Raw genomic sequence first — 25,806 nt, forward strand, 5'->3', positions numbered from 1 at the left:
GGCCGTCGTCGACGGCGTGACCGGAATGCAGTCTAGGGCAGGCGCTTCCGCGATCGCATCTCCGCTCGGCGTGTCCGCGCGCCGCGTGTCCGGACGCCGCAGAATCGGTGCCGAATTCGGTGAAGCCCGGGCCGCGCGTCCGCCGCCGTGAAAGGCTCGCAGGCAACGCGGGAGGGCATGTGATGGTCGGTTGGTACGCGCGGCTGGTCACGGCGATCGCGGCGATCGTCCTGCTGCTGGGCACCGGAACGGTGGCGCACGCGGTCGGCGACGAGCAGGCGGTGCTGGTCCCCGGGGCCATGCCCTTCAAGCAGATCAACCCGGTCTACCCGTTGCTCAGGCACTTCCTCTACCCGTATATCGGCATCCACTTCCACGACGATGACGACCCCGAGCTGATCGACTATTCGCAGAACCCGCTCGCCGTCGACCGGGCCGTTCGTCAAGGGGTGGACAAGACGATCGTCGCCGTTCGCGAGATCGACGGCAAAGTCGTGGTGATCGGCGAGTCGATGGGCAGCATGGTCGCCGCCAGAGTTGCCGTGGAGCTTGCCGACAGCTCCGAACCTCCGTTGGTCGACGATCTCCGGATCGTGCTGATCGTCCCGCTGGAGGTCGGCATCGCGGAGTACTTCACAGAGGGCACCTACATTCCCATCCTCAACTACCGGGTCAGCCGCCTTCCGGAGTCTCCGTACTCCACCGCGATTCTGATCGGCGAGTACGACGGCTGGTCCAATCCGCCCGATCGTCCGTGGAATCTGGTATCGCTGTTCAACTCGGTCATGGGCATGGTGTTCGTGCACAGCGTCGTCGCGTTGGTCGATCCGGCCGACGTACCGCCGGAGAACATCACGGTCGAACAGAACTCGCAGGGTGCCACGGTGACCACCTATCTGGTGCCGACCGAACATCTCCCGTTGACGCAGGTGTTTCGCCTGTTCCTCCCCGGTTCGCTGGTCGACGTCGCCGACCGGGTTCTCCGCCCGATCGTCGACGCGGGATACGTCCGTCACGACCGGCCGGGTGACCCTCGTCCGTACCTGTCCGAGGGGCGGATCGTCTGGCCGCAGCAGGTGGCTCCGGCCGAGGCCGGCGCCCCCGAACCCGTCGAGCCCGGCGGCGCGACGTTGACCGGCGTCGACAGGCCGGGTCTCGCCGCATCGACGGCATCGACGGAATCCGGTGGCGGGAGCGCACCGGCACCCGAGCCCGAACCGGCAGCCGAGGTCCAGGACGATCCGATCGACGCGGCCGACCCGGCGGAAGACCTGCCAGAGGTCGACGAGACGGAGCCTGCGCCCGACCCGGAGCTCGAGCCTGGGTCCGAGCCGGAGCTCGAGCCTGCGCCGGAGCCGGAGCCCGAGCCGGACCTCGAGTCGGAGGAATCCGGAACGGACATCGAGCAGGACTCGGCGGACACTGCGCCGGAGGCAACCGAGACCGGCGACCCCGGTCCGGCCGGCCGGGAGGTGTCAGAGCCTGTCACGACCGGAAGCTCATGACGGCTGGACGAAGTGGTTGTCGTTGCGGGCGAACCACTCGCTGCGCTGTTCATCGGTGAGCTCGCCGAGCCGTGCGAGACCCTCGAAGTAGTGCTCGCGCGGTGCGCCGGGGGAGAACACCATCAGCAGCGACGCCGGCTCATCGTCCTCGTTGCGGAATCCGTGCACGCCGCCCGGCGGGACGTAGAGGAAGTCGCCGGTCCGGCCGTCGATCCAGTCGCCGCCGTCGAAGAGCCGCACGGTTCCGGACAGCACGAAGAACGCCTCGGACATGGTGCGGTGGAAATGCGGCGCCGGGCCGCCGCCGCGCGGTGCGATCTGCACGCGGTAGAGGCCGTAGTCCCCGCCGGTGGCCTGCTGGCCGGCCAGGTAGTGGTACTGGAACAGTCCGAACGAGTCGTAGTCGGGCGGCTCGTCACCACGCTTGAGCCAGGCGCTGACCTCCGGCTCGTCGGCGGTGTAGCGGACGGGGGGATAGGGCGGCACCACCAGGGACATGCCGCCCAGTGTGCCCCGGCCGACCGAGGTGGTCCCCGGCGGTCTTCGCGTTGGGTGAACATCACGCGACGGCCACCCAACAACCTTGCACTCGCCCAGGTCGAGTGCTAAGAATGCAGTTGGCACTCGCGAACGGTGAGTGCTAGGTCGGGACGGTGAGGCCGGGGCCGCATAAGCGAGCACAGCCCCAGCCGTCCGTCGCGGGCATCGATTCCGACCACAAGACGTGCATCCCCTATCCGGAGGAAACACTTCGCAATGGCCAAGACAATTGCGTATGACGAAGAGGCCCGTCGCGGCCTCGAGCGGGGCCTCAACAGCCTCGCCGACGCGGTAAAGGTGACGCTGGGGCCCAAGGGTCGCAACGTCGTCCTCGAGAAGAAGTGGGGCGCCCCCACGATCACCAACGATGGTGTGTCCATCGCCAAGGAGATCGAGCTGGAGGACCCGTACGAGAAGATCGGCGCCGAGCTGGTCAAGGAGGTCGCCAAGAAGACCGACGACGTCGCGGGTGACGGCACCACCACCGCCACCGTGCTCGCCCAGGCGCTCGTTCGCGAGGGTCTGCGCAACGTCGCCGCCGGCGCCAACCCGCTGGGCCTCAAGCGCGGCATCGAGAAGGCCGTCGAGAAGGTCACCGAGACGCTGCTGAAGTCGGCCAAGGAGGTCGAGACCAAGGAGCAGATCGCTGCCACCGCCGCGATCTCGGCCGGCGACACCCAGATCGGCGAGCTGATCGCCGAGGCCATGGACAAGGTCGGCAACGAGGGTGTCATCACCGTCGAGGAGTCCAACACCTTCGGCCTGCAGCTGGAGCTCACCGAGGGCATGCGCTTCGACAAGGGCTACATCTCGGGTTACTTCGTGACCGACGCCGAGCGCCAGGAAGCCGTCCTGGAGGATCCCTACATCCTGCTGGTCAGCTCCAAGGTGTCCACCGTCAAGGATCTGCTGCCGCTGCTGGAGAAGGTCATCCAGTCCGGCAAGCCGCTGCTGATCATCGCCGAGGACGTCGAGGGTGAGGCCCTGTCGACCCTGGTGGTCAACAAGATCCGCGGCACCTTCAAGTCCGTCGCCGTCAAGGCCCCGGGCTTCGGTGACCGTCGCAAGGCGATGCTGCAGGACATGGCGATCCTCACCGGTGGCCAGGTCGTCAGCGAGGAGGTCGGCCTGTCCCTGGAGACCGCCGACGTCTCCCTGCTGGGCAAGGCCCGCAAGGTCGTCGTGACCAAGGACGAGACCACCATCGTCGAGGGCGCCGGTGACTCCGACGCCATCGCCGGCCGGGTGGCCCAGATCCGCGCCGAGATCGAGAACAGCGACTCCGACTACGACCGCGAGAAGCTGCAGGAGCGCCTGGCCAAGCTGGCCGGCGGTGTTGCGGTGATCAAGGCCGGTGCCGCCACCGAGGTGGAGCTCAAGGAGCGCAAGCACCGCATCGAGGACGCCGTCCGCAACGCGAAGGCCGCCGTCGAGGAGGGCATCGTCGCCGGTGGCGGCGTGGCCCTGCTGCAGTCGGCTCCGACGCTGGACGAGCTCAACCTCACCGGTGACGAGGCCACCGGCGCGAACATCGTTCGTGTCGCGCTGTCGGCCCCGCTCAAGCAGATCGCCTTCAACGGTGGTCTGGAGCCCGGCGTCGTCGCCGAGAAGGTCACCAACTCGCCCGCCGGCACCGGCCTGAACGCCGCCACCGGTGAGTACGAGGACCTGCTCAAGGCTGGCGTTGCCGACCCGGTGAAGGTGACCCGTTCGGCGCTGCAGAACGCGGCGTCCATCGCGGCGCTTTTCCTCACCACCGAGGCCGTCGTCGCCGACAAGCCGGAGAAGGCCGCCGCACCTGCGGGCGACCCGACCGGTGGCATGGGCGGCATGGACTTCTGATTTTCAGAAGAGCCCAGGCTCACTACGAAGAAGCCCGGCTCCCGTTTGGGGGCCGGGCTTTTTCGGTTGTCTGCGTCATCGCGAACGTGACGCTGCCTTCACGCTCGCGCGCGGGTGAGCAGCCATCTTCACGTTCGGCGGCACCACCCTTTACGCTCGGCGCCGCCAGCGGCGTTCCCGGGGCTACCATCGAACCCGGCCCGGAAAGGGGGCGGTCGCGATCCCGAACCAGTACGACGCCGTCGTCCTCGGCGGCGGACACAATGGGCTGACGTGCGCCAGCTATCTGGCCAGATCCGGTCTGCGCGTTCTGGTTTTGGAGAAGCATCACACGATCGGTGGGATGACCGGGACCGAGGAGGTGACGTTGCCCGGGTTCTGGTCGGACACCCACGCGATCTGCATTCAGTTCGCGAACTTCTCGCCGGCACCTGCCGAGCTCGGTCTGGCCGACCACGGCTTCGAGATGCTGCGGCCCGACCCATGCTGGTCGCATGCGCTGCCCGACGGGCGCAGCCTCACCGTCTACCGCGACGTCGACGAGACCTGTGCCGAACTCGCGCGCCACAGTGAGTCCGACGCCGCGACCTGGCGAACGCTCTACCGGGAGTTCCTGGAGCAGGAGTCGGCCATCACCGGCTCGTTCAACGAGCCGCCGCCGGAGGTCGACGTGTCCGGGACCGACCCCGACGGGTACCGCTTCTCGTTGCAGAGCCTGCGGTCGTGGTGCGACGAGCGGTTCGTCTCCGACGAAACCAAGGCGCTGGTGGGGTCGTGGGCGATGCACGTCGGCGCCGCCCCGGACGAGGCGGGCGGCGGCTTCGCGGCGTGGCTGTTCTCGATGGTGGTTCAGCGGTACGGCAACAACGTGGTCAAGGGCGGCATGGGCAACCTGACCGGGGCTCTGGCCGCGGTGGTCCAGGCGCACGGCGGCGAGGTCCGCACCGGCGCGGAGGTGACCCGCATCGCCGTGGAGCACGGTCGCGCGGTCGGCATCGAACTCGCCGACGGCGACCACATCGACGGCTTCGGCCTGCTCGCCGCCTCGAGTCATCCGCGCCCGCTGGTGCTGGACCTGCTGGGAGAGCGCGCGGTGGGGGAGCGCATTGCACACCGGATGCGCAACTACGAGTTGGGCCAGTCGGTGATGGTCATCTACCTGGCGCTCGACTCGCCCGTCGAGTTCCGCGCCGGCCCCACGGCCGGCCGCTCGGTGTACGTGCATCCGAGTCCGCCGTCGCTGGACTACTTCGCGCAGCTCTACTGCGACGCCCGCGGCGGTCGGCTGCCGGCCGAACCCTTCGCGTTGATCTGCAACGACAGCGCCGCCGACGCCGGCCGGGTGCCGCCGGGCCGGGCGCTGATGAAGCTCGTCGTGCAGCCGGTGCCCCACCGGATCACCGGCGACGCGGGTGGCTCGATCCGGGCCCGCGACTGGTCGCAGGCCAAGGAGCCGTTCGCCGATCGCGTCATCGATCTGCTCACCCGCAACTACGTTCCCGACCTGGCCGACAAGATCCTCGCGCGGGTGGTGCACAGCCCGGTCGATCTGGAACAGATCCTGCCCAGTGCGGTGCACGGGACGAACTCGCAGGGCGCGATGCTTCCCTACCAGGCGGGCGGGCTGCGGCCGGTGCCCGGGATGGGCCGGTACCGGACGCCGGTCGACAACGTCTACCTGTGCGGGTCGGGCGCGCATCCCGGTCCGGGGGTGACGATGGCGCCCGGGCGCAATGCCGCGCGCCTGATCCTGGCCGACCTCGGGCTGGCGGCTCCCTGAGTGGGGCGACGCGCTACAGCGGCACGCAGTCGTCCCCGCAACCCGATGCCGTCGGCACGCCCGGAACCGCGGGGCGGTGCAGAACGGCGCGCTCGGGCGTCACGTGCACCACATCGCCGTCGACCTCGGCGCGGCCGTCGACGATCAGCGAGTAGCCGCCGGGATCGGCCGGCGGGTAGAGCAGCGTGACGTCGGGGTGGCCGGCCGCGTTGCGGCGGGTGCTGTTGCCGACTCTGCCGATATCGAGGACGCCGCCACGCAGCACCGGGTCGACCGCGACGGTGTGGGCCCGGTGGTCGTCGCCCACGGTGATCAGATAGCCGAGAGGATGGTCGGCCAGCGTCGCGGCCAGCTGGTCGAGGTCCACTTTCACGCTCATGACGCGAGAATACGTTCGCCGCGCGTCACGCCGGTGTGGGCTGCCGGCCGCGCACCAGCCGGCCCGGACGCGCCTCGGTGGGCACCCCGTTCTCGGCGATCACCTCGCCCGAGACGATCGTGGCGACGTACCCGTCGGCGGTCTGGTCCAGCCGGCGCCCGCCGGCGGGCAGATCGGCCTTGACCACCGGGCGGTGCAGTCGCAGCGCACCGGCGTCGATGACGTTGAGATCGGCCTTGTAGCCCACCGCGATCCGGCCCCGGTCGGACAGGCCCGCCACCCGGGCGGGCACCGAGGTGAGCTCACGCACCGCCTCGGCGACCGACAGCCGCCCGGACGGCCGGTCGCGCACCCAGTGCGTCAACATGTACGTCGGGAACGAGGCGTCGCAGATCATCCCGTAGTGCGCGCCGCCGTCGCCCAGGCCCAGCACCACGTCGTCGCGGCGGATCAGCTCCGCGACGGTGTCCAGCGAGCCGTCGCGGAAGTTGGCCAGCGCCACCAGCAGCATGGCGTGGCCGTCGTCGTCGAGCAGTCGGTCGTAGGCCTCCTCGGCCGGGCTCACGCCGCGGGCCGCAGCCCTGGCATTGATCGAATCCGACGGCGCCGGTTCGTAGTTCGGCGGATCGCCGAGCGGAAACATGTACTTCCAGGCTTGCGCGGCGAACATCAGCGGGTGGCCCCCGGATGCCGGCGCATCGGCCAGGATGCGTTCCCGCACTTCGGGTTTGCGCATCTCGGCGACCCGCTCTGCCAGCGGCAGACCTGAAAGCGCCTGATAGGACGGGTACATCACGAACGGGTTGCCCGACAGCTCCAGGCCGAGTACCAGCCCGATGGGCCGGGGGAAGATCTGCGCGGTGACCACCGGCCCGTCCGCCCCGGCATTGCTGTTGGCCTTCTCGACCATCGTCAGCGCGTCCAGGTAGAACGGCGGCCCGCCGTTGCCGATCGCCAGCGTGAACGTCACCGGCAGGCCGACCTCGGCGGCGACGTCGAACACCGTCTGCAGCACCGGTTGGTAGTCGCCGGCGACCAGGTCGGGCACGAACTGGATCAGCCCCCCACCGGCGTCGTCGACCCCGCGGGCGATCGCCTCGATCTCGGAGCGGTCGACGTCGAAGGTCGGGATCGGCCGCCCACTCTGCGTCTTGTGCAGGGCCAGCCGTGAGGACGCGAACCCCAAGGCCCCGGCCCGCACCGCCTCGGTGGCCAGCTTGCGCATCATCGCCAGGTCCTCGGGGGTCGCCGGCTCCCGGTCCACGCCGCGCGCCCCCATCACGTAGACCCGCAGCGGTGAGTGCGGCAGCAGCGCCGCCACATCGATGTCTCGGGGGCGTGCCGAGACCGCGTCGAGAAACTCCGGGAACGTCTCCCAGTGCCACGGCAGACCGTCGACCATGACCACGCCGGGGATGTCCTCGACGCCGGCCATCACGTCGACGAGGACGTCGTGGTCGGCGGGCCGGCACGGGGCGAAACCGACCCCGCAGTTGCCCATCACCGCGGTGGTGACCCCGTGCGCCGACGACGGGGTCAGCCGGTCCGACCAGATCGCCTGACCGTCGTAGTGGGTGTGCAGGTCGACGAACCCGGGTGTGACCAGCAGTCCGGTCGCGTCGATCTCCCGCTCGGCAGTGCCAGCCACGGCACCGACGTGCGTGATGACGCCGTCGTCGACGGCGACGTCCCCGACGAACGGTTCGCCGCCCATGCCGTCGACGATGGTGCCCCCGCGGATCAACAGCTGATGCGTGGTCATATCCCGAATGTACGGTGAGGGCGTGATCGACCACCTCGGAATCAACTGTGCGGACTGGGAGGCCTCGCGGGCCTTCTACGACAAGGTTCTCGGCGTGCTGGGCTACGCCCGGCAGAAGGACTTCGGCGTCGCCGTCGGGTACGGCGCGCCGGGCAAACCGGACTTCTGGATCGGCGACATGAACGCAGGACAGGCGGCCGGCCCGAACCGGGAGGTGCACATCGCGTTCGCCGCCAAGGACCCGGAGACCGTGCAGGCCTTCTTCCACACGGCGCTGGCACTCGGCGCCGAACCGCTGCACGCACCGCGGCTGTTCCCGGAGTACCACGAGAACTATTACGGCGCGTTCGTGCGCGACCCGGACGGCAACAACGTCGAGGCCGTGTTCCACGGCGGCGGACCGAAGGAGTGAACCGATGGCCGACATCGATGCTGCCCGCGAACTGCTGCGCGACTCCTTCACCCGGCTGATCGAGCACGTCGACGATCTCACCGACGGGCTGACCGACGACGTCGCCTACTTCCGGCCCACCCCGGAGGCCAACACCATCGCCTGGCTGATCTGGCACAGCGCGCGGATCCAGGACGCCCAACTGTGCGCGATCGCCGACCTCGAGCAGGTGTGGCTGCGCGACGGCTGGGTGGACCGCTTCGCCCTCGACCTGCCGCGCGACGCCCACGGCTACGGCCACACCGCCGAGGAGGTCGCCAAGGTGCGCGCACCGGCTGCCCTGCTGGCCGGCTACTACCACGCCGTGCACAAAGAGTCGCTGGCCTACGTGGCATCGGTCTCGGCAGAGGAACTCGGCCGGATCGTCGACCGCCGGTGGACCCCACCGGTGACCGCCAGCGCGCGGCTGGTCAGCATCATCGACGACGCTGCTCAGCACCTCGGCCAGGCGGCCTACATCAGGGGGATCGCCGGTTGAGCGGTCCTGCTCTGGTCCGCTGGTGGCCGGTGATCGGCCTGGCGGGCTGATCCTGCTCGGTCTCGCCGTGGGGACGGGTTCCACACCGGTCGACGACGCGGTCTTCGCCGCCGGTCAGCGCCACCCTTGGCTGGAATGGCTACGGGTGTTCACCGACGGCCGCGTCACGCTCGCGCTCTGGACGGTCGTGCTGGCGGTGGCCCTCGCGCAGCGCCGCGCGCAGCTGGCCGCGGTGATCGCGGCGGCGCCGGTGGTCGCGGTGCTGACCGAACGGTTGGCCAAACAGGCGTTCGGCAGGTTGCGCGACGACGCACTGGCGTACCCGAGCGGGCACACCACCCTCGTGGTGGTGGCCCTGGGGCTGGCGGTGCTGGTGGTCGGGGTGTCGGTGTGTGTGGCCGCCCGGGCCGCCCGGAGTTGACATGTGTCAACCTCGCTGCGACGAGGATCACAGTCATGGTTAGCATGAGGTCATGACAGCGACGCCAGACGTGGAACTGACCGAGCCGTTCACCGGCACCGGCACCATCACCAACCCGGCCACCGGCACGGAAGCGGGGCGGGTCAGCTGGACCGACCCCGCCGACGTGGCCAGGGTGGCGGCCGGCCTGCGCGTCGCGCAGCGCGAGTGGGAGGCCCGCGGCGCCAAGGGGCGGGCCAAGGTGCTGGCGCGGTTCGCGGTGTGGCTCGGCCAGCACCGCGACGAGATCGAGCGGTTGCTGATCGCGGAGACCGGCAAGTCCGCGGTGGACGCCGCGCAGGAGGTCCCGCTGCTGCTGATGATCGCCGCGTACTACATCAAGACGATGGAGCAGGCGCTGGCACCCGAGACCCGGCCGGCCGCCCTGCCGTTCCTGGCGATCAAGAAGGTCACGGTGCACTACCGCCCCCGCGCGGTGGTCGGCATCATCGCGCCGTGGAACTACCCGGTCGCCAACGCGTTGATGGACGCCATCGGCGCGCTCGCCGCCGGCTGTGCGGTGCTGCTCAAGCCCTCCGAGCGCACCCCGCTGACCGCCGAGTTGCTGCTGCGCGGGTGGCTGGAATCGGGCGCCCCCGAGGTGCTCGCCCTGGCGCAGGGTGCCCGTGCGGTGTCCGAGGCCGTCATCGACAACTCCGATTACATCCAGTTCACCGGATCGAGCGCGACCGGGGCCAAGGTGATGGAGCGCGCCGCGCGCCGGCTCACCCCGGTCAGCCTCGAGCTCGGCGGCAAGGACCCGATGATCGTGCTCGAGGACGCCGACGTGGACCTGGCCGCCCACGCCGCGGTGTGGGGCGCGATGTTCAACGCCGGCCAGACCTGCGTGTCCGTCGAGCGGGTCTACGTGCTCGAACCGGTCTACGACCAGTTCGTCGACGCGGTCGTACGCGACGTGGCGAGCCTCAAGACCGGCGCCGGGGACGGCCACAACTTCGGCGCGCTGATCGACGAGAGCCAGGTCGCGGTCACCGAACGTCACGTCGCCGATGCGCTCGCCAAGGGCGCCAGGGCGCTGACCGGGGGCAGCCGCCCGGCGGGTGCGGGCAGTTTCTATCCGCCCACGGTGCTCGTCGATGTCGACCACTCGATGGCCTGCATGACCGAGGAGACGTTCGGCCCCACCCTGCCGATCATGAAGGTCGCCACGGTCGACGAGGCCGTCCGGCTGGCCAACGACAGCCCGTACGGATTGTCGGCCTCGGTCTTCTCCGGTGACGTGGAGCGGGCCAGGGAGGTGGCCGTGCAGCTCGACTGCGGAGCCGTCAACGTCAACGACGTGATCTCCAACCTGATGTGCACCACCGCCCCGATGGGCGGCTGGAAGGACTCGGGGATGGGCGCGCGGTTCGGCGGCGCCGACGGGCTGCGCAAGTTCTGCCGCCAGGAGGCGGTGGTGGTGCCGCGCACCACCGTCGGCGCCGGCGGCAACTACTACAGCAATTCGCTGCGCGCGCTGAAGCGGATGAACGGGTTGCTGACCAAGCTGGCCCTGATCGGGCCGCGTAGAGCGGCGAAGTAATCCATCGTCCGTTCACCGAAACGTCACCGGACGGTACGTAGGGGTCGATAATTTCTGCTCGTGACCCTCGACACCTCCGGCTACACGGTCATCGACGACGACGATGACGACCCGATCCTGCTGATCCAGCCGGGCGACAAGGTCGTCGACACCTGGCGTGAGAACTACCCGTACGACGAGCGGATGAAGCGTGCGGACTACGAGGAGCAGAAGCGGCTGCTGCAGATCGAGTTGCTCAAGCTGCAGAAGTGGAGCCAGTCCAACGGGCACCGCCACGTCATCGTGTTCGAGGGACGCGACGCGGCGGGCAAGGGCGGCACCATCAAGCGTTTCATGGAGCACCTCAACCCCCGCGGTGCGCGGGTGGTGGCGCTGGAGAAGCCCACCGAAAAGGAGCGCACCCAGTGGTACTTCCAGCGCTATGTGGAGCACCTTCCGTCGGCCGGTGAGATCGTGTTGTTCGACCGGTCCTGGTACAACCGGGCCGGCGTGGAGCGGGTGATGGGTTTCTGCACCCCGCGTCAGCACGCCGAATTCATCCGGCAGGCACCGCTTTTCGAGCAGATGCTGGTCAACGACGGCGTGTTCCTGACCAAGCTGTGGTTCTCGGTGTCGCCGAACGAGCAGCGCACCCGGTTCACCATCCGCCAGGTCGACCCGGTGCGGCAGTGGAAGCTGTCACCGACCGACCTCGCCTCGCTGGACAAGTGGGACGACTACACGGCCGCCAAGGAGGAGATGTTCTCCTGGACCGACACCGAGTTGGCGCCGTGGACCGTGGTGAAGAGCAACGACAAGAAGCGTGCCCGGATCAACGCGATGCGTTTCGTGCTGAGTAAGTTCGACTACGACAACAGGGACGGCGAGGTGGTCGGCCGACCCGATCCGCTGATCGTGGGACGCGCGCTGGGCGACTGAGCCGGGGCGACCTCTGGCCGCAGGAGGAGGATGCGCCCGTGCGCTTTCTGGCCGCACTGCTGATGTGGCTCATCACCACTGCGGGGCTCGCGGTCGCGGTGCCGGTGGTGTGGGCCCAGCTGACGGTGGTCGGCGAGGACGGTTATGCGGCGCTGGCGGCCTCGGCGGCCCGGGACACGCGACTGCAGGACGCGATGGCCGACGAGCTCACCACCCAGATCGTCGCGCTGGGTGCCGACAACGGCTTCCAGCTGAACCCGGTCCTGGTGTACCAGGTGGCCGCCGCCTACACCGGGAACACGGGCTTTCCCGGCCAGTTCGCGCAGGCCAACCGGATCGCGCACCGGTGGATGTTCACCGGTGCCGTCCCCAGCGGAAACTCCACCGACGAGTGGTTGATCGACGTCGCGCCGATGCTGTCGGATCCGTCGTTCGCCGCCACGTTGGGCAGCCTCGATCTCGAGCTGCCGCCCACCCTGACGGTGCCGATCACGGTGGACACCCCCCGGCTGCAGCCGGGCAAGCTGCGCCCGCTGGCCACCTGGGGGCCGTGGGCCGCCGTCGCGGCCGTCGTCATCACCGCGGTGAGCGCGCTGCTGACGTTGGCCGTGGCCCGATCGCGCGGTAGGGCACTGGCCGCGTTGGGCGTCTCGGCGCTGCCGGTCGGTGCCGCCGGCTGGGCCGCCATCGAGGTGGGCAACCCGTATGTCGAGGATGCTCTCGATCGGACCACCGGCAACATCCGTACCGTCGCCGACGTGATGCTGGCCCACGCCGAGTCCAGCCTGCACACGTGGCTGACCGGCACACTGATCGCCGGTGGCGGACTGGTCCTGCTGGGTGCCCTCGCCGCCGCGCTGGGCGGGGTGCGGCGGTCTAGAGCCGATTCATTTCCCGGGACATCAACGAGCTCTCGATGAACACCAAATGGTGTGGGTGCCCGTGGATGTCCCAGTCGGATCTCACCCGTCGCGGGTGATGAGTCCGCCAGTGCAGCAAGGCCGCGACTTTCGATGGCTTCATGGTGATGGTCATCACGGCTCCCTCCGTCGGTTCCGTCTGGTACAGACCATCGTCGAACGCCGATCCCGGATGTCGGTAAGTAGTCGACTACTGGTATTTCCGGGGTTCTCGCGTGCTACTCGTTGACGGAGCCGGTACGGCGGGTTGGAAGGCGGCCGAGATGGATGAACAGGCGATGCGGTTGTCCGCCGACTTCCTCGCCGAGGAGTGGGCCGAATTGCACTGCTATGTGTGCGACGACGCGCTCGTGCTCGAACAGCAGATGACGGGCACCGTCGTGGGATCCATGCTCGGACTGGCCGGAAACGGCAGCCGGATCAGCTTCCGGATGCCGCACGTCTTCGAGTTCCGCGACGGACTCATCAGCCGCGAGAACGTCTGGCTGGATACGGCAGCCGTCCTCGATCAGCTCGGCTGAGCCGGCGCGGGGCTGAGCAGAGCCGCCAGTTCTTCGCGACTGGCCGTGCCGGTCTTGGCCATCGCCTTGTAGATGTGGCTCTCCACGGTGCGCACCGACAGTGACAGCGTCGCAGCGATGTCGCGGTTGGACATGGCCGTCCCCAGAAGCATCACGATCTCACGTTCGCGACCGGTCAGCGGGAGACGCTCGGCTGCGCGGCGATACGCGGGTGTGGAGATGCCGCCGCCCGCCTGTGCGAGAGTCTCGGCCCGCGTGGAGCAACGTAGCGCCGAGCCGCGAAGTCCCCCGGCGCGGAAGCACGCGGCGGCATGTGAAGCCGCGTCGACGGCCGCCACGAGATCGCCCATCGATTCGAACCGTTCCGACAGCGACTCCAGCTGATCGGCATCTGCGGTGTGGAGAGCCTCTGCCAGTCCCGCCGCGAGGCCGGCGCGTGGTCCTTCGACGGTGCCCACGAGTTCACCCAAACGTGCGGCTGTCGAGGAGTCGCCGAGCTGGGTTGCGGTCTGAAGGCACATCACTTCGGCAGCGTATTGGCTTGTCTGCCGGGAACTTTCGGCCGCGGATCGCACCGTGGCAATCGCATCGCTCAACAGTCCCTGAGTCGCCAGGACCCACGCGGAAGCGATGGCACGTGCGTAGTCGAGGGATCGCCACCCCGGGTGCCAACATGCATCGATGGCGGCGCACGCCTGCTTCGCCTGCTGTGTCATCCCTCGCATGGCCAGAGCGGTGGTCAACAAGATCTGGTACCGGTACCGGAATCCGGCCGTCGAATTCCACCCCGTCACAAGGTCGATCGCCGACGCCAGCAGCGAGCACGCACTGTCCAAGTGCCCGGCGGCGAGTGCAACCTGTCCGGTGACGGCGACAGCGATCTGACCGAACGTCGCACCCTGCGCCGACATCGCGCGGTGCCGCATCATGGCCGCCACGTCCTCGGCCGCGGATATCCGCCCGGCCAGCGTCAGGGCATTGGCGTGTGCATCGGCGATGACGACGAACGCGCGCACCGGGATCGGGTATCCCGCCTTGGCTGAGGCCACCGCTCGAGACGTCGATCCGGTTTCGCCGTGCGCGACCGTGACGGCCCAGGCGCTCAACCTCATTTGAAGGTGGTCCGGCAATGCGTCCGGGTCGAACTTCCGCGCGTACTGCAGCGCCGCTTCGGGGCGGCCCATGGCCGCCCAGTACACACAGCGGAATGCATTCATTGAGTCCTGGCCGGGTGCCTCGTCTTCGGCAGCGTCGTTGACCAACGTCAACGCGGCGGCCGGGTCGGCGAGGGTGAACAGCAGATTCACGGCGCGTAGGAACGTCGTCTGGGCCCGACGGACCGCATCCAGCTCGGAGGAGTCGACGTCGGCGAGCACCGAGTCGGCCTCCAAGCCCCGGCCCTGCCAGGACAGGACGAACGCACGGATCAGGTTGGCCTCGGCGCCGCCGCCGGCCCGAATCGCCGCGGCGGCCAGCCGGTCCGCCAGTTGAAGGTCGACCAACCACGCCGCACCGCGTGCCGCCCTGATCAGAACGCCGACGTCAGGGTCGAGGTCCGAGTCGAGACTCAGTGATGCTCTGCGAACCACGACGTGAATATCATCGGCGTCGTCGCACGCAGCCAGTCCGGCAGCGACAAGGCCCCGTAGCCGCCGCAGTGTCGTCGTCGGGGCCCGACTCCTGCGTACCTCGCCGTACAGCGGATGTGCCAGCCGCACCTCGATTGCGCCGTGGGCAGGCTCGAGGCAGATGAGGCCGCGGCGGTCTGCGTCCTCGACCGCGTCGGGACCGCTGATTCTGGCCAGCACTTCCAGCGAGACCGGTTCACCCACCGCGAGCAGGTCGACCACATCGCTGACCCGGTCCGGCAGACGACCGATGCGGGCTTCCACCAGCTCGACCAATCCCGGAGGAAGGGTCGCATCACCGTGCCAGGTCCAGAGCCCGTCCCGGACCGCCAGGCGGGCGTCGGCCACTTCCTGCTCGACGATGTTGCGCAGATAGAGCGGATTGCCCTGAGCCAGGGTCCACAGCCGTTCCTCCGCGTCGCGGTGCAGGCGGCCACCCAGGGCTTCGGTGATCATGGCTTCGGCGGCCGATCGAGGCAGCGGCCGCATATCGAGGCGGTCGAAATCGTCGGTCCTCCAGAGGTCACCGGTCGCCGCCGGAATCGGCTCGCCCCCTCGGACCGTGAGCACCACTTTCGCCAATCTCTGCACCACGATCTGGTGTATGACCACGATCGACAGGTCATCCAGCAAGGGTGCGTCGTCGATCCCGATCAACACGGGGAGCCCGCGCGCCGATGCGGTCAACGCCGCCACGACGCCGTGGATCAGCATGAGGCTGTCATCGCTGGTGGAGTGCGCCCAGGTGGTCAGCGCCCCGAGCGGAAGTTTCTGCACTGCCGAACTGCCGACCACCCAGCGGACCTCCCAGCCCTGGTTGGCGAACGTCATCAGCGTGTCCCGGACGATGCGGCTCTTGCCGACACCCGTGGCTCCGCTGACGACGATGCCGGCGGAATCAGCGTCGAGGACCGCGGCCTGGATGAGTCGCGCTTCCTCCGACCGGCCGGTCAGCGGCCACGTCAAACGCACACCTAAAGGGTAGGAGCCTGGGGAACACACGTAGTGATATTGGCGGTCTGCCTCCACAACCAGTAGTCGACTACTGACGACGCCCGGCGGTTCCCGGCCGACGATCACCTCATGACCATCGACGTCGCACCGGTGCGGCAGAGCCCGAACGCCTGCCCTTCAGTTTTCGAAGCCGGACTGCCCATGCTGGCCTATGACCACCTGGACGACCCCTGGGAGGCGCACCGGCTCATCGCCGGTGCGCGGGCGCGCGGGCCCATCGCGATGGGCCCGCACGGACCCGAAGTCCTGACCTACGAACTGGTCCGCACCGTTCTGCACGACAAACGGTTCCGGGTCCCACAGGGCATGTTCCTGGCGGCGCAGGGCATCACCTCGGGTCCGATGTGGGACCGGGTCGCCGCCAATCTGATCAGCCTCGACGGCGAGGAGCATCACCGGCTGCGCAAACTGGTGGCACGTGCTTTCGCGCCGCGGGGAGCCGCCCGGGTGCGCGACACGGTGATCGAGGTGATCACCGGGCTCGTCGACCGCCAGCTGCCCAACGGGCGTTGCGACGTTGTCGCCGACATCGCACAGCGTTATCCGATCCCGGTCATCTGTGCCTTCCTCGACGCGCCGGTGGAGGACTGGAAACTGTTCTCCGACTGGACCGATGACATCTTCCGCGCCTTCAGCTGGGACGCCGCCGCCAGCGAGCAGCGAGTACTGAAGGCCTGGCAGGAACTCGACGACTACATCGATGATCTGGTCGAGGCGCGGCGCGGCGCGCTCGGCGACGATCTGCTGTCCGAGCTCGTCCGCGTCGAGGACGAAGGCGACCGCCTCGACGCCGACGAACTCCGGATGCTGGTGGCGGGGCTGCTGATCGCCGGAACCGACACCACCCGCAACCAGGTCGCCGCGGCGGTGCACGCGTTGAGTGAGTACCCGGACCAGTGGGCGCTGCTGGCGGAGGAGCCCGGGTTGGCGCAGGCCGCGGCCGAGGAGGTCATCCGGCACTCACCGGTCGTCTTCGGCATGCTGCGTACCGCGACCGTGGACGTCGAACTGGCCGGGGTGACGATTCCCGCGGGCACCCTCGTGCTGGCGAACCTTGCCTCCGCCAACCGTGATCCCGCAGTCTTCGACGACCCCGACCGCCTCGACATCACCCGGCCTCGCAGCGCTCCGGCGTTGACGTTCGGCGGTGGCATGCACTACTGCCTCGGATCCCACCTGGCACGACTCGAGGTAGCCGAAGGTCTGGCGGTGATGGCCGGTCGAATGCGGAACATCCGCATCGACGGGCCGGCGCCGTGGAAGCCGCTCACCGCGCTGAGTGGACCACAGACGTTGCCGGTCGTCTTCGACGGATCCTGAGGCGACTCAGGTGTTCTTCGCGATGAACCTGCGCAACAGCGGCCGGCCGGCGGCGAGGTTGAACACCACCCCGCCGACGAGATACGGCCACCACACGCCGCCGGCGCACGCCACCCAGAACGCCTTGGCCGGCCAGTAGGGCGGCAGGATCCCGAACGCCAGGTCCCACGGCGGGGAGACGAACCAGGCCAGGCACGGCAGCCCGGCGATGACCAGGCCGAGCAGCCGCAGCATCGCCAGGCCCTGGATCTTGTTGCTCGCCACCGCGACGATCAGCAGCATCGTCACCACCGACGACAGCCCGGCGACCAGGCCGATCGGGATCAGCGGCAGCACCAACCCGGCCGGCAGCAGGCCGCTGAGCGACATCGTGGCCACCACGTAGCCGGTGGTGACGGCGACGACGGTGCCGGCCCGGTAGCCGAAGAAGCTCGACAGCGGCACCGGGGTCACCCGCAGCGCTGGCAGGGTGCCCGAATCGAGCTCGTCGAGGATCAGGAACGCTCCGAGCCCTCCGACGACGATGATGCTGGTCAACAGCAACAATCCGGTGAGCACCAGGGGGTGGTAGGGCACCAGGTCGAAGTCGTAGCGCCGGGCCACCGTCGTGGTCAGCCGCGGCACGATGACCGCGGTGCCGACTGTCCAGATCACCGGAGCCAGCACCAGCATGGCCATCAGCGGCTCGCGGTAGGTTCCGCGGATGTCATTGCGGCCGAACGCGGTCCACGCCTGGAACAGCCGTGCCGCCGGAGCCGTCATCCCGGTGCCCCGGCGCGCTCGACGACGTAACGCCCGAACATCTTCTCGGCCAGCCGGTACATGCCGGCCGCGCACACCAGCGGATAGGTCAGCGCGTAGAGGACCTGCCAGGGCGCCAGGCTCAGTTGATCGAACACCGCGGCCAGCAGCAACAGCGGACCCTGGGTGGGCAGGACGTAGAGCACCGGGCTGGTCCACACGCCGGTCAGGTACAGCACCGGCAGCGACAGCACGGCCAGCGGCACCGACGTGGACAGGAACCAGTCGCCGACCGAGGCGAACGGCAGCGCGGAGGCGAACCCGGCCAGCAGCATCACCAGCGTGCCGAGTGCGATGCCTGCCAGCAGCGGCAGCGGATGAAAATCGGTGCCCCGGGTGGCGATCACCACCGCGACCGCGATCGCCAGCGAGATCGTCATGAGCGCGAGGATCTTGACCGACAGGTACTCGCCGAACCGCAATGGGGTACAGATGATCGCGCCCAGCGTGCGCTCCTGCTTCTCGAAGAACACCGAGCCGCCGACGAAGAAGAAACCGATCACGGTGATGTCGCCGAAGAGCACGTACGGCTCGACGATGCCGCGCAGCTCCGGTGGCATCGGCAGCAGCACCACCAGCCACAACAGCCCGGAGACGGCGGCGGCGTGGGTGAACCGCTGGCGCAGCTGCAGTTCGGCCTCCAACCGCAGCGCGCTGGTCCACCGGCTCATGCCAGCCTCCTGCCGGTGACGTCGACGAACACCTCGTCGAGGCTGGCCTCTCTGCTGTGGATGGTTTCGACATGGTGGTCGCGCAGCACGGCTCGGAAGCCGGGATCCTCTGCCAGACCGTCCATCCCGAACTCGGCGGTCTGCAGGGCGCCGGCGGGGTCGCGGTACTCCACCCGGACCAGGCGCCGGCTGCGGGCGATCTTGAGCTCGGCGGGTGAATCGAGGGCGGCGATGCGACCGTCGACGACGAATGCGACCCGGTCGCAGAGCTCGTCGGCGGTGGCCATGTCGTGGGTGGTCAGGAACACGGTGCGGCCCCGGGCCTTCAGGTCGCCGATGATGTCCTTGACGGTGCGGGCGTTGACCGGATCCAGCCCGGAGGTCGGTTCGTCGAGGAACAACAGCTCGGGGTCGTTGACCAGCGACCGGGCGAAGGTCAGCCGCATCTGCATTCCCTTGGAGTACCTGCCCACCCGGATGTCGGCGGCGTCGGCGAGGCCGACGGCCTCGAGCAGTTGTGCCGGGTCGCGGGTGGGGCCGTCGTACAGCGACGCGAAGAAACGCAGGTTCTCCGCACCGGTCAGTTTCAGATAGTGGTTGGGCAGCTCGAAGGAGACCCCGATGCGCTGGTAGTAGTCCTGCCCCCAGTCCAGCGGGTCGCGTCCCCAGACGTGAGCCCGGCCCCGATGGCCCCGCAGCAGGCCGATCAGCAGTTTCTGGGTGGTGGACTTGCCCGCGCCGTTGGGACCGAGGAAGCCGAAGATCTCACCGGCTCCGACCGTGAAGTCCATGCCGTCCACCGCGGGTTCGGCCGCCTTCGGGTAGGCGTAGGTCAGGTCGCGAACGTCGATGACGGTTTCCACCGGGCCTGACTATACTGAACTTTCAGAAATTATTGAAGAACGTTCTGCCGAGGAGGATCTGGCCGGTGGCGAAGCTGCCCGACAGCGCGGAGCGGTTGGCGCTGGTGCTGGCCTCCCAGGGTTTGCAGCGAATGACGGCCCGTGTCGTGGCAGCGCTGCTGTTCAGCGAGCGGCCCAGCGTGACCATGTCCGAACTTGCCGATGAGCTGGGGGCCAGCGCCGGGTCGATCTCGGGTGCGCTCAAGACGCTGACGTCGGTCGGCCTCGCCCAACGAGTGCCGGCGCCGGCCAGTCGCCGCGACCATTTCCGGTTGCGTCCGGACGCGTGGGCGACGTTGTACACCGGCCAGAACCAGACGATCGCGGCGTTCCTGGACGCCGCGGACGCCGGGATCGCCGCCACCGCCACCGGTAGCCTGGCCCACCAACGGCTGGCCGAGATGCGTGAGTTCTATGCGTTCCTGCTGGCCGAGATACCGGAGCTGTTGCGGCGCTGGCACGAGCAGCGGTGCTCCGGCCCTGCGTCGTCAGCGCGTTGAGCCGGTCGTCAATGCGGTTGTGAGCCAACGGGTCACACCGTCGGCGTCGGTGGGATCGCCCCGCCACGCCAGGTGGCCGTCCGGCCGGATCAACATCGCCTCGTCGTCGTCGTAGGTCAGCGCCTCGACGAACTCGCCGAGATGTCGGCGCGCGGCATCGGCGCAGCCGGGTGTGTCGGGGGGAGCCAGCACCGCCCAGTGCGCGCCGAGTTCGCGGTGCAGCCGGGTGGCGCCGCCGTCGGGCCTTGCGCACTCGGTATCCGGGATCGGGTCGCCGGGGCGCGGTTTGGGTCCGCGGCCGCCGAGCGGGCCCTTGCGGTAGCTCACCCACAGCTGCGACGCGGTGTAGGTCGTCCACCGCTGCACCGGCGCAAGGCCGAAGATCTTGGGCGCGACCCGGTCCCGCAGGAACCGCGCGACCGGGTTGCCGGCGACGTTGACGCGGGTCACCGCGCTGGTGCCGCGCAGCACCTCGGTGGCCAAGGGTCGCCGCTCGGCCTGATAGGTGTCGACGAGCGCGTCGGCGGCCAGCCCACGGGTCACCAGAGCGAGCTTGAAGGCCAGGTTCTCGGCGTCGCCGATGCCGGTCAGCATGCCCTGCCCGCCGAACGGGGCGTGCGCGTGGGCGGCGTCGCCGGCGATCAGGATCCGGCCGCTGCGGTACCGCTCGGCCAGCCGGCGGTGCACGGTGAACACCGACAGCCACTCCGGGTCGCCGACCCGGACCCGGCGACCGCTGCGGTGCGGGATGATCTCCCGCATCCGATCCAGAATGTCGCTCTCGCTGGGCTTTTCGGCCCGGCCGGGATCGTAGGCGAATATCCGCCACAGGTCGCCGCGCTCGCTGCCGTCGCTGGGCATCGGCATGGCGCCGACCAGCCCGCTGGGATGGATCCACCCGGTCGTGCCGCCGCGGTCGAGGTCCCACTCCAGGTGCAGGTCGGCCAGCAGCCAGCGCTCGGTCAGCTTGACGCCGGGAAAGCCGATCCCGGCCAGCGTGCGGGTGGTGCTGGAGACGCCGTCACAGCCGACGACCCAGCGGGCCCGGATGCTGGTTCCGTCGGCACACTCGGCGACGGCCGAGTCGGCGCGCTGGCGCAGCCCCACCAGGCCGTTGCCCCATTCGGGCGCGGCGCCGAGCTCGGCCAGCCGATCGCGCAGCGAACCTTCCACCCTGGCCTGGGAGATCACCATCGGCGGTGCGGCCGTGTGCAGGTGGGGGTCGCCGAACTCCAGCGTGACGAGCGGGCGGTCACCCAGGTAGTTGGTGATCCGCATGGCGCGCAGTGACTCGTCGGGCAGCGTGCCCAGCGCGCCGATGCGACCCAGCACCTCCGAACCGCGGGCATGCAAGAAGTTGGCCCGCGATGTCGTCGCCGGGCCGTCGGAGCGGTCGACGACGCGCACCCGGATGCCGTGCAGCCGCAGCGCGCAGGCCAGGGTCAGCCCGGTCGGCCCGGCGCCGACGACGAGCACCTCGGTGTCCACCACCTTCCCCGTCACGGCTGGATGACGTGTGACGGGTCGGGTCGCCCGTCGGGCGGGGCCTGGCCGCAGTCGCCGAAGTCGTGTGCCACGCCTTCCGTTCTACTGCCAGTTACGGAACGCGGTGAGCAGTCTGCTCCGGAAGGTCGGGTCCAGCTCCTCGTCGCCGAGGCTGCCGAGCGAGGCGACGGTGGTGCGGAACTGCTGGAGGTAGTTCCCGCAGCCGTCACATTCGAGCAGGTGCTCGTCGAACCGCGCGCGGGTGTCCGGGTCCAGCGACCCGTCCAGGTAGGCGGTCACGAGCTCCACCAGCTCGTTGCAGTCCATCTCGCGTTCTTCGCTCACGACGCGTCCTTCAGGTAGTCCTCGAGTGCCTGCCGCACGGCCGCCCGTCCTCGGTGCAGCAGTACCCGCTGGTTGGCGATGCTGATGTCGAGCAGCTCGCACACCTCGGCGGAATCCATGTCCAGCACGTCGCGCAGCGTGACCACGATGCGCTGCCGCTCCGGTAGCTTCTCGAGCTCGCGGCGGGTGACGGTCATCAGCTCCTCACCCAGCAGCGCACCCTCCGGGGATGCGGGGAACGCCGTGGGCAGCTCCGTCGCCTTCCAGTGGCCGGGCCATTCGTCGTCGCTGTCGCGGAACCGTGCCGGGTCGACCGTGCCGCCGGTGTGGGCGGCGATCGCCATGTCGCGGTCCTTGCGTTCGCGCAGCCCGCGGGTCTTGGCGATGTTGATCAGCACGGTGAACAGCCACGTCCGCAGCGACGAACGGCCCTCGAAGGTGTCGATCCCCTTCAGCAGCGCGATCCACGCTTCCTGGACCACCTCTTCGGCGATCTCGTGGGTCGCGACATAGCCGCGGGCCACCCGCAGCATCGCCGGGGTGTGCCGGTCGACCAGGTCGGCGAAGACGGACTCGTCGCGCGCCCGCAGGGCCGCGACGAGTCCGCCCTCGTCCGAGGCTGTGGTGGTCATCACCGCCCGATGCTAGTCGGTCAAACACGCAGGCTGCGGACGGAATCGGCGAGCGTCCAGACCGAGAGGCCCAGCAGTGCAACATCCTTGATCAGGAACTGGCCGGTCAAGGACAGCACGCCGAAACCCGCCGTCGCCTCGAAGACGCCCGGCGTGGTGAACAGGAAGCTCAGGGTCGCGACGAACAGCCCGATCGCGATCACGCTGCCGGCCATCGACAACCTCGGCCACCACGGCTTGGCCGCGATCAGCAGCGCCGTGGCGACCTCGAGCACGCCGAGCAGCGCCGAGAACGTGGTCACTCCGACGATGGTGTAGACCCAGCTCATCAGTGGGCTGTGCGACACCAGCGGTTCGATGCCGTGGGCCTCGAACTCGGTGAACTTCAGTACGCCGATCCAGGCGATGACGACGACGAGCCCGTAGCGGGCCAGCGTGCCGGCGACCCGGTCCAGGGCCGGCGACGGGCGATCGGTGTGCAGAGACGGCGTGGTTGCGCTGGGCGCGGCCATGACGGGATCCTCTCGGTCGGGTACGGGTCTCGCCGGACTGCGCGACCCTCACCGACTCAGTGCCCTCGGCCGGGCGGGGCGTTACAGCCCTACGGCAGCACCACCTGGAACCCCTCGACGATCTCGTCGGCGTCGTCCTGGTAGGTCGGATTGTCCGGGTCGGTGGTCTGGATCGTCAGCGTGGCGAGATGGGTGACGCCCCCGTAGGTGGCGACGACGGCGTGCATGATCACCGGGCGCTGCGGGATCGACCCCATCGCGGGCGCAGTGTATTCGGTTGTCTCCGAGGGAAATCCGCAGGTCGTGTTGGTCTCGGTGTCCAGATCGGAGGCGTTCATCATCCGGACCAGGTTGTCCCGGTTCTGCTCGAACACCTGGTCTGGCGAGGAGTTTCCGCGCACCGACTCGAGCGTGACGACCGCGTTGGGGGTGAAGCCGTCGGCGACGAGATCCTGCGCCACTATCGCGTACCGGATGATCTGGCTGTCCATAGTCGAGTTGCGTTCCCACCCCTGCGGAATCGGGATGCGCAGGCGCGGTTCGGTGTCGTCGACGACCGGGATGTCGGCCAGTGGCGCATCGACCGTCCGGCATTCCCCGCCCGAGGGCCCGGGCGTTCCGGATGCCGTTGCGGTGGCGCTCACCGCCGTTCCGCTGACATCGCGCGCACATCCGCCGAGCAGCACGGTGGCCGCGGCGCAGACGGCTATCAGGGATCGGAGGGTCACGAGCGTGTCCGGCATGTCAGCTCCCGTCCAGGGTGCGCCATAGGAATTCGTACACCAGGGCTGAGCGGAACGCGATCTGTGGGTTGTCCGAGGCGCCGGCGTGGCCGCCCTCGATGTTCTCGTAGTAGTGCACCGGCTGGCCGGCCGCCTCCAGCGCCGCGGTCATCTTGCGCGCGTGGCCGGGGTGCACGCGGTCGTCGCGCGTCGAGGTGGTGATCAGCACCGGCGGGTATCGACGATCAGACGAGATGTTCTGGTATGGAGAGTATTTCGAGATGAACTCCCAGTCGGTGGGTTCGTCCGGGTCGCCGTATTCGGCGACCCAGGAGGCGCCCGCCAGCAGCAGGTGGAAGCGCCGCATGTCGAGCAGCGGCACACTGCACACCAGCGCCCCGAACAACTCCGGGTACCGGGTGAGCATGATGCCCATCAGCAGGCCGCCGTTGCTGCCGCCCTGCGCGCCCAGCTGCCCGACCGTGGTGATGCCCCGTGCGACCAGATCGCGCGCCACCGCGGCGAAGTCCTCGGCCACCAGATGCCGTCCCTCGCGCATCGCCTGGGTGTGCCAGGTGGGGCCGTACTCGCCGCCGCCGCGGATGTTGGCGAGCACGTAGGTGCCGCCGCGGGCCAGCCACAGCCGGCCCAGCACGCCGTCGTAACCGGGCGTGCGGGCCACCTCGAAGCCGCCGTACCCGCCGAGCAGTGTCGGACCGGCGGCCCCGCGATTCCGTTGGCCCACCACGAAGTACGGGATGGCGGTGCCGTCGTCGGAGTCGGCGAAGTGCTGGGCCACCTCGAGGTCGGTCGCGTCGAAGAACGACGGTGCCCGCTTGATCTCGGTGAGCTCATCGCCGGCGGCCCCATGCAGCAGTCGCGACGGTGTGCCGAAACCCGATGAGTCCAGGAAGACCTCGTCGCCGAGGTGGTCGGTCGCCACGATCGTGGTGTTCGTGTTCTCCGGCAGGCCGAGCACCGCATGCGGGGTCCACGTGCCGGGGGTGAACACCGCGACGTGACTGGCCACGTCGGCCAGCGTGACCACCACCAGGCGGTCGCGGGTCCACGAATAGTGGTGCAGGCAGGTGTGCTCGTCGGGTGCGAACACCACCTGCACGTCGGCGGTGCCCGCCAGGAACCCGTCGTAGTCGGCCGCCAGCAGCGACCCCGCCGCGAAATGCTGGACACCCCCGGTCGCGAGGTGGTGGTCCCAGTCGGTGCGCAGCTCGATCAGCAGCCAGGTGCGGTGGATCGAGATGCTGGCGTCGGTCGGGGTGTCGATGCGGATGAGCTCGTCGCCGCGCAGTTCGTAGACCTCCTCGTTGAAGAAGTCCAGCGCCCTGCTGATGATCGTGCGTTCGAAGCCGGGAGTGCGGTCCACCGACGCGGCGACGATCACGTCGGTCGGGGCCCCGCTGAACACCGTGGGGGCCTCGGCGAGCGGCCGGCCCCGCATCCAGCGCCTGACCTGTCGCGGGTAACCCGACTCGGTCAGCGACCCCTCGCCGAAATCGGTACCGACCAGCAGCGTGTTCTCGTCGGCCCAGCTGGTCTGTGACTTCGCCTCCGGCAACGTGAAACCGCCGTCGACGAACTCGCGGGTTCGCATGTCGAACTCACGCACCACCGCGGCATCCGACCCGCCCCGCGACAGGCTGATCAGCGCGCGGCTGTGGTCGGGTTCGATGACGGTCGCGCCGGCCCAGACCCAGTTCGTCCCGTCCTGCGCGGCGAGTGCATCGACGTCGATGATGACGTCCCAGTCGGGCTGCTCGGTGCGGTAGCTGTCCAGCGTGGTGCGCCGCCACAGGCCCTTCGGGTTGGTCGCGTCGCGCCAGAAGTTGTACAGGTACTCGCCGCGGCGGCGCACGTAGGGGATGCGGCTGTCGGTGTCGAGGACCTCCAGTGCCTCGGCGCGCATCTGCTCGAAGCGTTCCCCGGCGAGCTCGGCGATCGTCGGCTCGTTGTGCCGGCGCACCCAGGCCAGCGCGTCGTCGCCGGTGACGTCCTCGAGCCAGAGGTGCGGGTCGCTCCCGGTGTCGGCCTGGGTCCCGGTGTCGGTCTGGTTCTCGGTGTCGCTGGGCGCAGTGTCGCTCACGCCCCCATTCTGAACGGTCGCCGAAATGGCGCTTCTGAACGGTCGCCGAAATGGCATTCCGGCAGGTCCTCACT

At 69.1% G+C, this 25,806-nt stretch carries 25 protein-coding genes; 12 read left to right on the forward strand and 13 right to left on the reverse strand.

Annotated elements, in window-relative coordinates; all coding sequences use genetic code 11:
- Positions 1-182 precede the first annotated feature (182 nt).
- Positions 183-1,505, forward strand: a complete 1,323-nt coding sequence (locus JDV09_RS22245) for a PE-PPE domain-containing protein (protein ID WP_221371308.1) — start codon at positions 183-185, stop codon at positions 1,503-1,505.
- Here the strand turns inward: JDV09_RS22245 and JDV09_RS22250 are convergent.
- Complete coding sequence (locus JDV09_RS22250; RefSeq protein ID WP_221371309.1) at positions 1,500-2,003, reverse strand: cupin domain-containing protein; 504 nt, start codon at positions 2,001-2,003, stop codon at positions 1,500-1,502. The two genes, JDV09_RS22245 and JDV09_RS22250, sit on opposite strands and share 6 nt — an antisense overlap.
- Positions 2,004-2,261: 258 nt before the next feature.
- Between JDV09_RS22250 and groL the strand changes: the two genes are divergently transcribed.
- Together groL and JDV09_RS22260 are read left to right on the forward strand one after the other, a co-directional pair.
- Positions 2,262-3,887 (forward strand): chaperonin GroEL, encoded by a 1,626-nt coding sequence (gene groL, locus JDV09_RS22255; protein WP_221371310.1) that lies wholly within the window; start codon positions 2,262-2,264, stop codon positions 3,885-3,887.
- A gap of 220 nt (positions 3,888-4,107) precedes the next feature.
- Positions 4,108-5,667: a phytoene desaturase family protein gene (locus JDV09_RS22260; protein WP_308124208.1), complete on the forward strand. Its 1,560-nt coding sequence runs from the start codon at positions 4,108-4,110 to the stop codon at positions 5,665-5,667.
- 13 nt (positions 5,668-5,680) lie between these two features.
- Here the strand turns inward: JDV09_RS22260 and JDV09_RS22265 are convergent, their stop codons facing one another.
- Together JDV09_RS22265 and JDV09_RS22270 are read right to left on the reverse strand one after the other, a co-directional pair.
- Positions 5,681-6,046, reverse strand: coding sequence for a pyridoxamine 5'-phosphate oxidase family protein (locus tag JDV09_RS22265; RefSeq protein ID WP_221371311.1), 366 nt, complete (start codon positions 6,044-6,046; stop codon positions 5,681-5,683).
- Between the two features lie 25 nt (positions 6,047-6,071).
- Complete coding sequence (locus JDV09_RS22270) at positions 6,072-7,808, reverse strand: N-acyl-D-amino-acid deacylase family protein (RefSeq protein WP_221371312.1); 1,737 nt, start codon at positions 7,806-7,808, stop codon at positions 6,072-6,074.
- A gap of 22 nt (positions 7,809-7,830) precedes the next feature.
- On the opposite strand from JDV09_RS22270, the gene JDV09_RS22275 reads away from it, so the two are divergent.
- The 7 genes from JDV09_RS22275 (at position 7,831) to JDV09_RS22305 (ending at position 13,099) form a co-directional block, all read left to right on the forward strand.
- Positions 7,831-8,220, forward strand: a complete 390-nt coding sequence (locus tag JDV09_RS22275) for a VOC family protein (RefSeq protein ID WP_221371313.1) — start codon at positions 7,831-7,833, stop codon at positions 8,218-8,220.
- A gap of 4 nt (positions 8,221-8,224) precedes the next feature.
- Positions 8,225-8,737 carry a mycothiol transferase gene (locus JDV09_RS22280; protein ID WP_221371314.1) on the forward strand — a complete coding sequence of 171 codons (513 nt, stop codon included), beginning with the start codon at positions 8,225-8,227 and terminating at the stop codon, positions 8,735-8,737.
- A 22-nt stretch (positions 8,738-8,759) separates the two neighbouring features.
- Entirely contained in the window at positions 8,760-9,158 is a 399-nt protein-coding gene (locus JDV09_RS22285; RefSeq protein ID WP_255605846.1) for a hypothetical protein, read from the forward strand.
- A gap of 52 nt (positions 9,159-9,210) precedes the next feature.
- Positions 9,211-10,740, forward strand: a complete 1,530-nt coding sequence (locus JDV09_RS22290) for an aldehyde dehydrogenase family protein (protein ID WP_221371315.1) — start codon at positions 9,211-9,213, stop codon at positions 10,738-10,740.
- A gap of 60 nt (positions 10,741-10,800) precedes the next feature.
- On the forward strand, positions 10,801-11,658 hold the full coding sequence (gene ppk2, locus JDV09_RS22295; protein WP_221371316.1) for a polyphosphate kinase 2: 858 nt from the start codon (positions 10,801-10,803) through the stop codon (positions 11,656-11,658).
- Between the two features lie 38 nt (positions 11,659-11,696).
- Positions 11,697-12,578: a hypothetical protein gene (locus JDV09_RS22300; RefSeq protein WP_221371317.1), complete on the forward strand. Its 882-nt coding sequence runs from the start codon at positions 11,697-11,699 to the stop codon at positions 12,576-12,578.
- Positions 12,579-12,841: 263 nt separating this feature from the next.
- Positions 12,842-13,099: an ester cyclase gene (locus tag JDV09_RS22305; protein ID WP_221371318.1), complete on the forward strand. Its 258-nt coding sequence runs from the start codon at positions 12,842-12,844 to the stop codon at positions 13,097-13,099.
- Here the strand turns inward: JDV09_RS22305 and JDV09_RS22310 are convergent.
- Positions 13,087-15,699 (reverse strand): LuxR C-terminal-related transcriptional regulator, encoded by a 2,613-nt coding sequence (locus tag JDV09_RS22310; protein ID WP_221371319.1) that lies wholly within the window; start codon positions 15,697-15,699, stop codon positions 13,087-13,089. The two genes, JDV09_RS22305 and JDV09_RS22310, sit on opposite strands and share 13 nt — an antisense overlap.
- 111 nt (positions 15,700-15,810) lie before the next feature.
- Here JDV09_RS22310 and JDV09_RS22315 point away from each other — a divergent pair, with 111 nt between their 5' ends.
- Positions 15,811-17,061 (forward strand): cytochrome P450, encoded by a 1,251-nt coding sequence (locus JDV09_RS22315; RefSeq protein ID WP_221371320.1) that lies wholly within the window; start codon positions 15,811-15,813, stop codon positions 17,059-17,061.
- A 6-nt stretch (positions 17,062-17,067) separates the two neighbouring features.
- Here JDV09_RS22315 and JDV09_RS22320 read toward each other — a convergent pair whose 3' ends face one another.
- Genes JDV09_RS22320 through JDV09_RS22330 form a run of 3 tightly spaced genes read right to left on the reverse strand, consistent with a single transcriptional unit; the run spans position 17,068 to position 19,396 of the window.
- Positions 17,068-17,823: an Rv2686c family ABC transporter permease subunit gene (locus JDV09_RS22320; RefSeq protein ID WP_221371321.1), complete on the reverse strand. Its 756-nt coding sequence runs from the start codon at positions 17,821-17,823 to the stop codon at positions 17,068-17,070.
- On the reverse strand, positions 17,820-18,533 hold the full coding sequence (locus JDV09_RS22325) for a fluoroquinolone export ABC transporter permease subunit (RefSeq protein ID WP_221371322.1): 714 nt from the start codon (positions 18,531-18,533) through the stop codon (positions 17,820-17,822). Before JDV09_RS22325 ends, JDV09_RS22320 begins: the two co-directional genes overlap by 4 nt.
- Positions 18,530-19,396, reverse strand: coding sequence for an ABC transporter ATP-binding protein (locus JDV09_RS22330; protein ID WP_221371323.1), 867 nt, complete (start codon positions 19,394-19,396; stop codon positions 18,530-18,532). The genes JDV09_RS22325 and JDV09_RS22330 overlap by 4 nt, the downstream gene beginning before the upstream one ends.
- A gap of 74 nt (positions 19,397-19,470) precedes the next feature.
- On the opposite strand from JDV09_RS22330, the gene JDV09_RS22335 reads away from it, so the two are divergent.
- Positions 19,471-19,935, forward strand: a complete 465-nt coding sequence (locus JDV09_RS22335) for a GbsR/MarR family transcriptional regulator (RefSeq protein WP_221371357.1) — start codon at positions 19,471-19,473, stop codon at positions 19,933-19,935.
- Here JDV09_RS22335 and JDV09_RS22340 read toward each other — a convergent pair.
- The 6 genes from JDV09_RS22340 to JDV09_RS22365 all read right to left on the reverse strand — a co-directional run bounded on the left by JDV09_RS22340 (position 19,924) and on the right by JDV09_RS22365 (position 25,732).
- A complete protein-coding gene (locus JDV09_RS22340; RefSeq protein ID WP_372453004.1) occupies positions 19,924-21,438 on the reverse strand; it encodes an FAD-dependent oxidoreductase in 1,515 nt (504 codons plus the stop codon). The two genes, JDV09_RS22335 and JDV09_RS22340, sit on opposite strands and share 12 nt — an antisense overlap.
- 84 nt (positions 21,439-21,522) lie before the next feature.
- On the reverse strand, positions 21,523-21,747 hold the full coding sequence (locus JDV09_RS22345) for an anti-sigma factor family protein (RefSeq protein ID WP_221371359.1): 225 nt from the start codon (positions 21,745-21,747) through the stop codon (positions 21,523-21,525).
- Positions 21,748-21,761: 14 nt separating this feature from the next.
- On the reverse strand, positions 21,762-22,397 hold the full coding sequence (locus tag JDV09_RS22350; protein WP_221371360.1) for an RNA polymerase sigma factor: 636 nt from the start codon (positions 22,395-22,397) through the stop codon (positions 21,762-21,764).
- A gap of 20 nt (positions 22,398-22,417) precedes the next feature.
- Positions 22,418-22,909 carry a YkgB family protein gene (locus tag JDV09_RS22355; protein ID WP_221371324.1) on the reverse strand — a complete coding sequence of 164 codons (492 nt, stop codon included), beginning with the start codon at positions 22,907-22,909 and terminating at the stop codon, positions 22,418-22,420.
- Between the two features lie 89 nt (positions 22,910-22,998).
- Complete coding sequence (locus JDV09_RS22360; protein ID WP_221371325.1) at positions 22,999-23,652, reverse strand: LpqN/LpqT family lipoprotein; 654 nt, start codon at positions 23,650-23,652, stop codon at positions 22,999-23,001.
- Between the two features lies 1 nt (position 23,653).
- Positions 23,654-25,732 carry a prolyl oligopeptidase family serine peptidase gene (locus JDV09_RS22365; protein WP_308124207.1) on the reverse strand — a complete coding sequence of 693 codons (2,079 nt, stop codon included), beginning with the start codon at positions 25,730-25,732 and terminating at the stop codon, positions 23,654-23,656.
- Positions 25,733-25,806: the final 74 nt, after the last annotated feature.

It is taken from the genome of Mycolicibacterium xanthum (genome assembly GCF_019710635.1).
In the GTDB taxonomy this organism is placed as follows: domain Bacteria; phylum Actinomycetota; class Actinomycetes; order Mycobacteriales; family Mycobacteriaceae; genus Mycobacterium; species Mycobacterium xanthum.

Excerpts from the sequence above, each read along its gene's own strand:
- JDV09_RS22325 (WP_221371322.1), bottom strand. The coding sequence starts at position 18,533 with ATGAGCCGGTGGACCAGCGCGCTGCGGTTGGAGGCCGAACTGCAGCTG.
- JDV09_RS22270 (WP_221371312.1), bottom strand. The coding sequence starts at position 7,808 with ATGACCACGCATCAGCTGTTGATCCGCGGGGGCACCATCGTCGACGGC.
- JDV09_RS22345 (WP_221371359.1), bottom strand. The coding sequence starts at position 21,747 with ATGGACTGCAACGAGCTGGTGGAGCTCGTGACCGCCTACCTGGACGGG.
- JDV09_RS22250 (WP_221371309.1), bottom strand. The coding sequence starts at position 2,003 with ATGTCCCTGGTGGTGCCGCCCTATCCCCCCGTCCGCTACACCGCCGAC.
- JDV09_RS22305 (WP_221371318.1), top strand. The coding sequence starts at position 12,842 with ATGGATGAACAGGCGATGCGGTTGTCCGCCGACTTCCTCGCCGAGGAG.
- JDV09_RS22290 (WP_221371315.1), top strand. The coding sequence starts at position 9,211 with ATGACAGCGACGCCAGACGTGGAACTGACCGAGCCGTTCACCGGCACC.
- JDV09_RS22350 (WP_221371360.1), bottom strand. The coding sequence starts at position 22,397 with ATGACCACCACAGCCTCGGACGAGGGCGGACTCGTCGCGGCCCTGCGG.
- JDV09_RS22280 (WP_221371314.1), top strand. The coding sequence starts at position 8,225 with ATGGCCGACATCGATGCTGCCCGCGAACTGCTGCGCGACTCCTTCACC.
- JDV09_RS22265 (WP_221371311.1), bottom strand. The coding sequence starts at position 6,046 with ATGAGCGTGAAAGTGGACCTCGACCAGCTGGCCGCGACGCTGGCCGAC.
- JDV09_RS22315 (WP_221371320.1), top strand. The coding sequence starts at position 15,811 with ATGACCATCGACGTCGCACCGGTGCGGCAGAGCCCGAACGCCTGCCCT.
- JDV09_RS22355 (WP_221371324.1), bottom strand. The coding sequence starts at position 22,909 with ATGGCCGCGCCCAGCGCAACCACGCCGTCTCTGCACACCGATCGCCCG.
- JDV09_RS22320 (WP_221371321.1), bottom strand. The coding sequence starts at position 17,823 with ATGACGGCTCCGGCGGCACGGCTGTTCCAGGCGTGGACCGCGTTCGGC.
- JDV09_RS22360 (WP_221371325.1), bottom strand. The coding sequence starts at position 23,652 with ATGCCGGACACGCTCGTGACCCTCCGATCCCTGATAGCCGTCTGCGCC.
- JDV09_RS22245 (WP_221371308.1), top strand. The coding sequence starts at position 183 with ATGGTCGGTTGGTACGCGCGGCTGGTCACGGCGATCGCGGCGATCGTC.
- groL (WP_221371310.1), top strand. The coding sequence starts at position 2,262 with ATGGCCAAGACAATTGCGTATGACGAAGAGGCCCGTCGCGGCCTCGAG.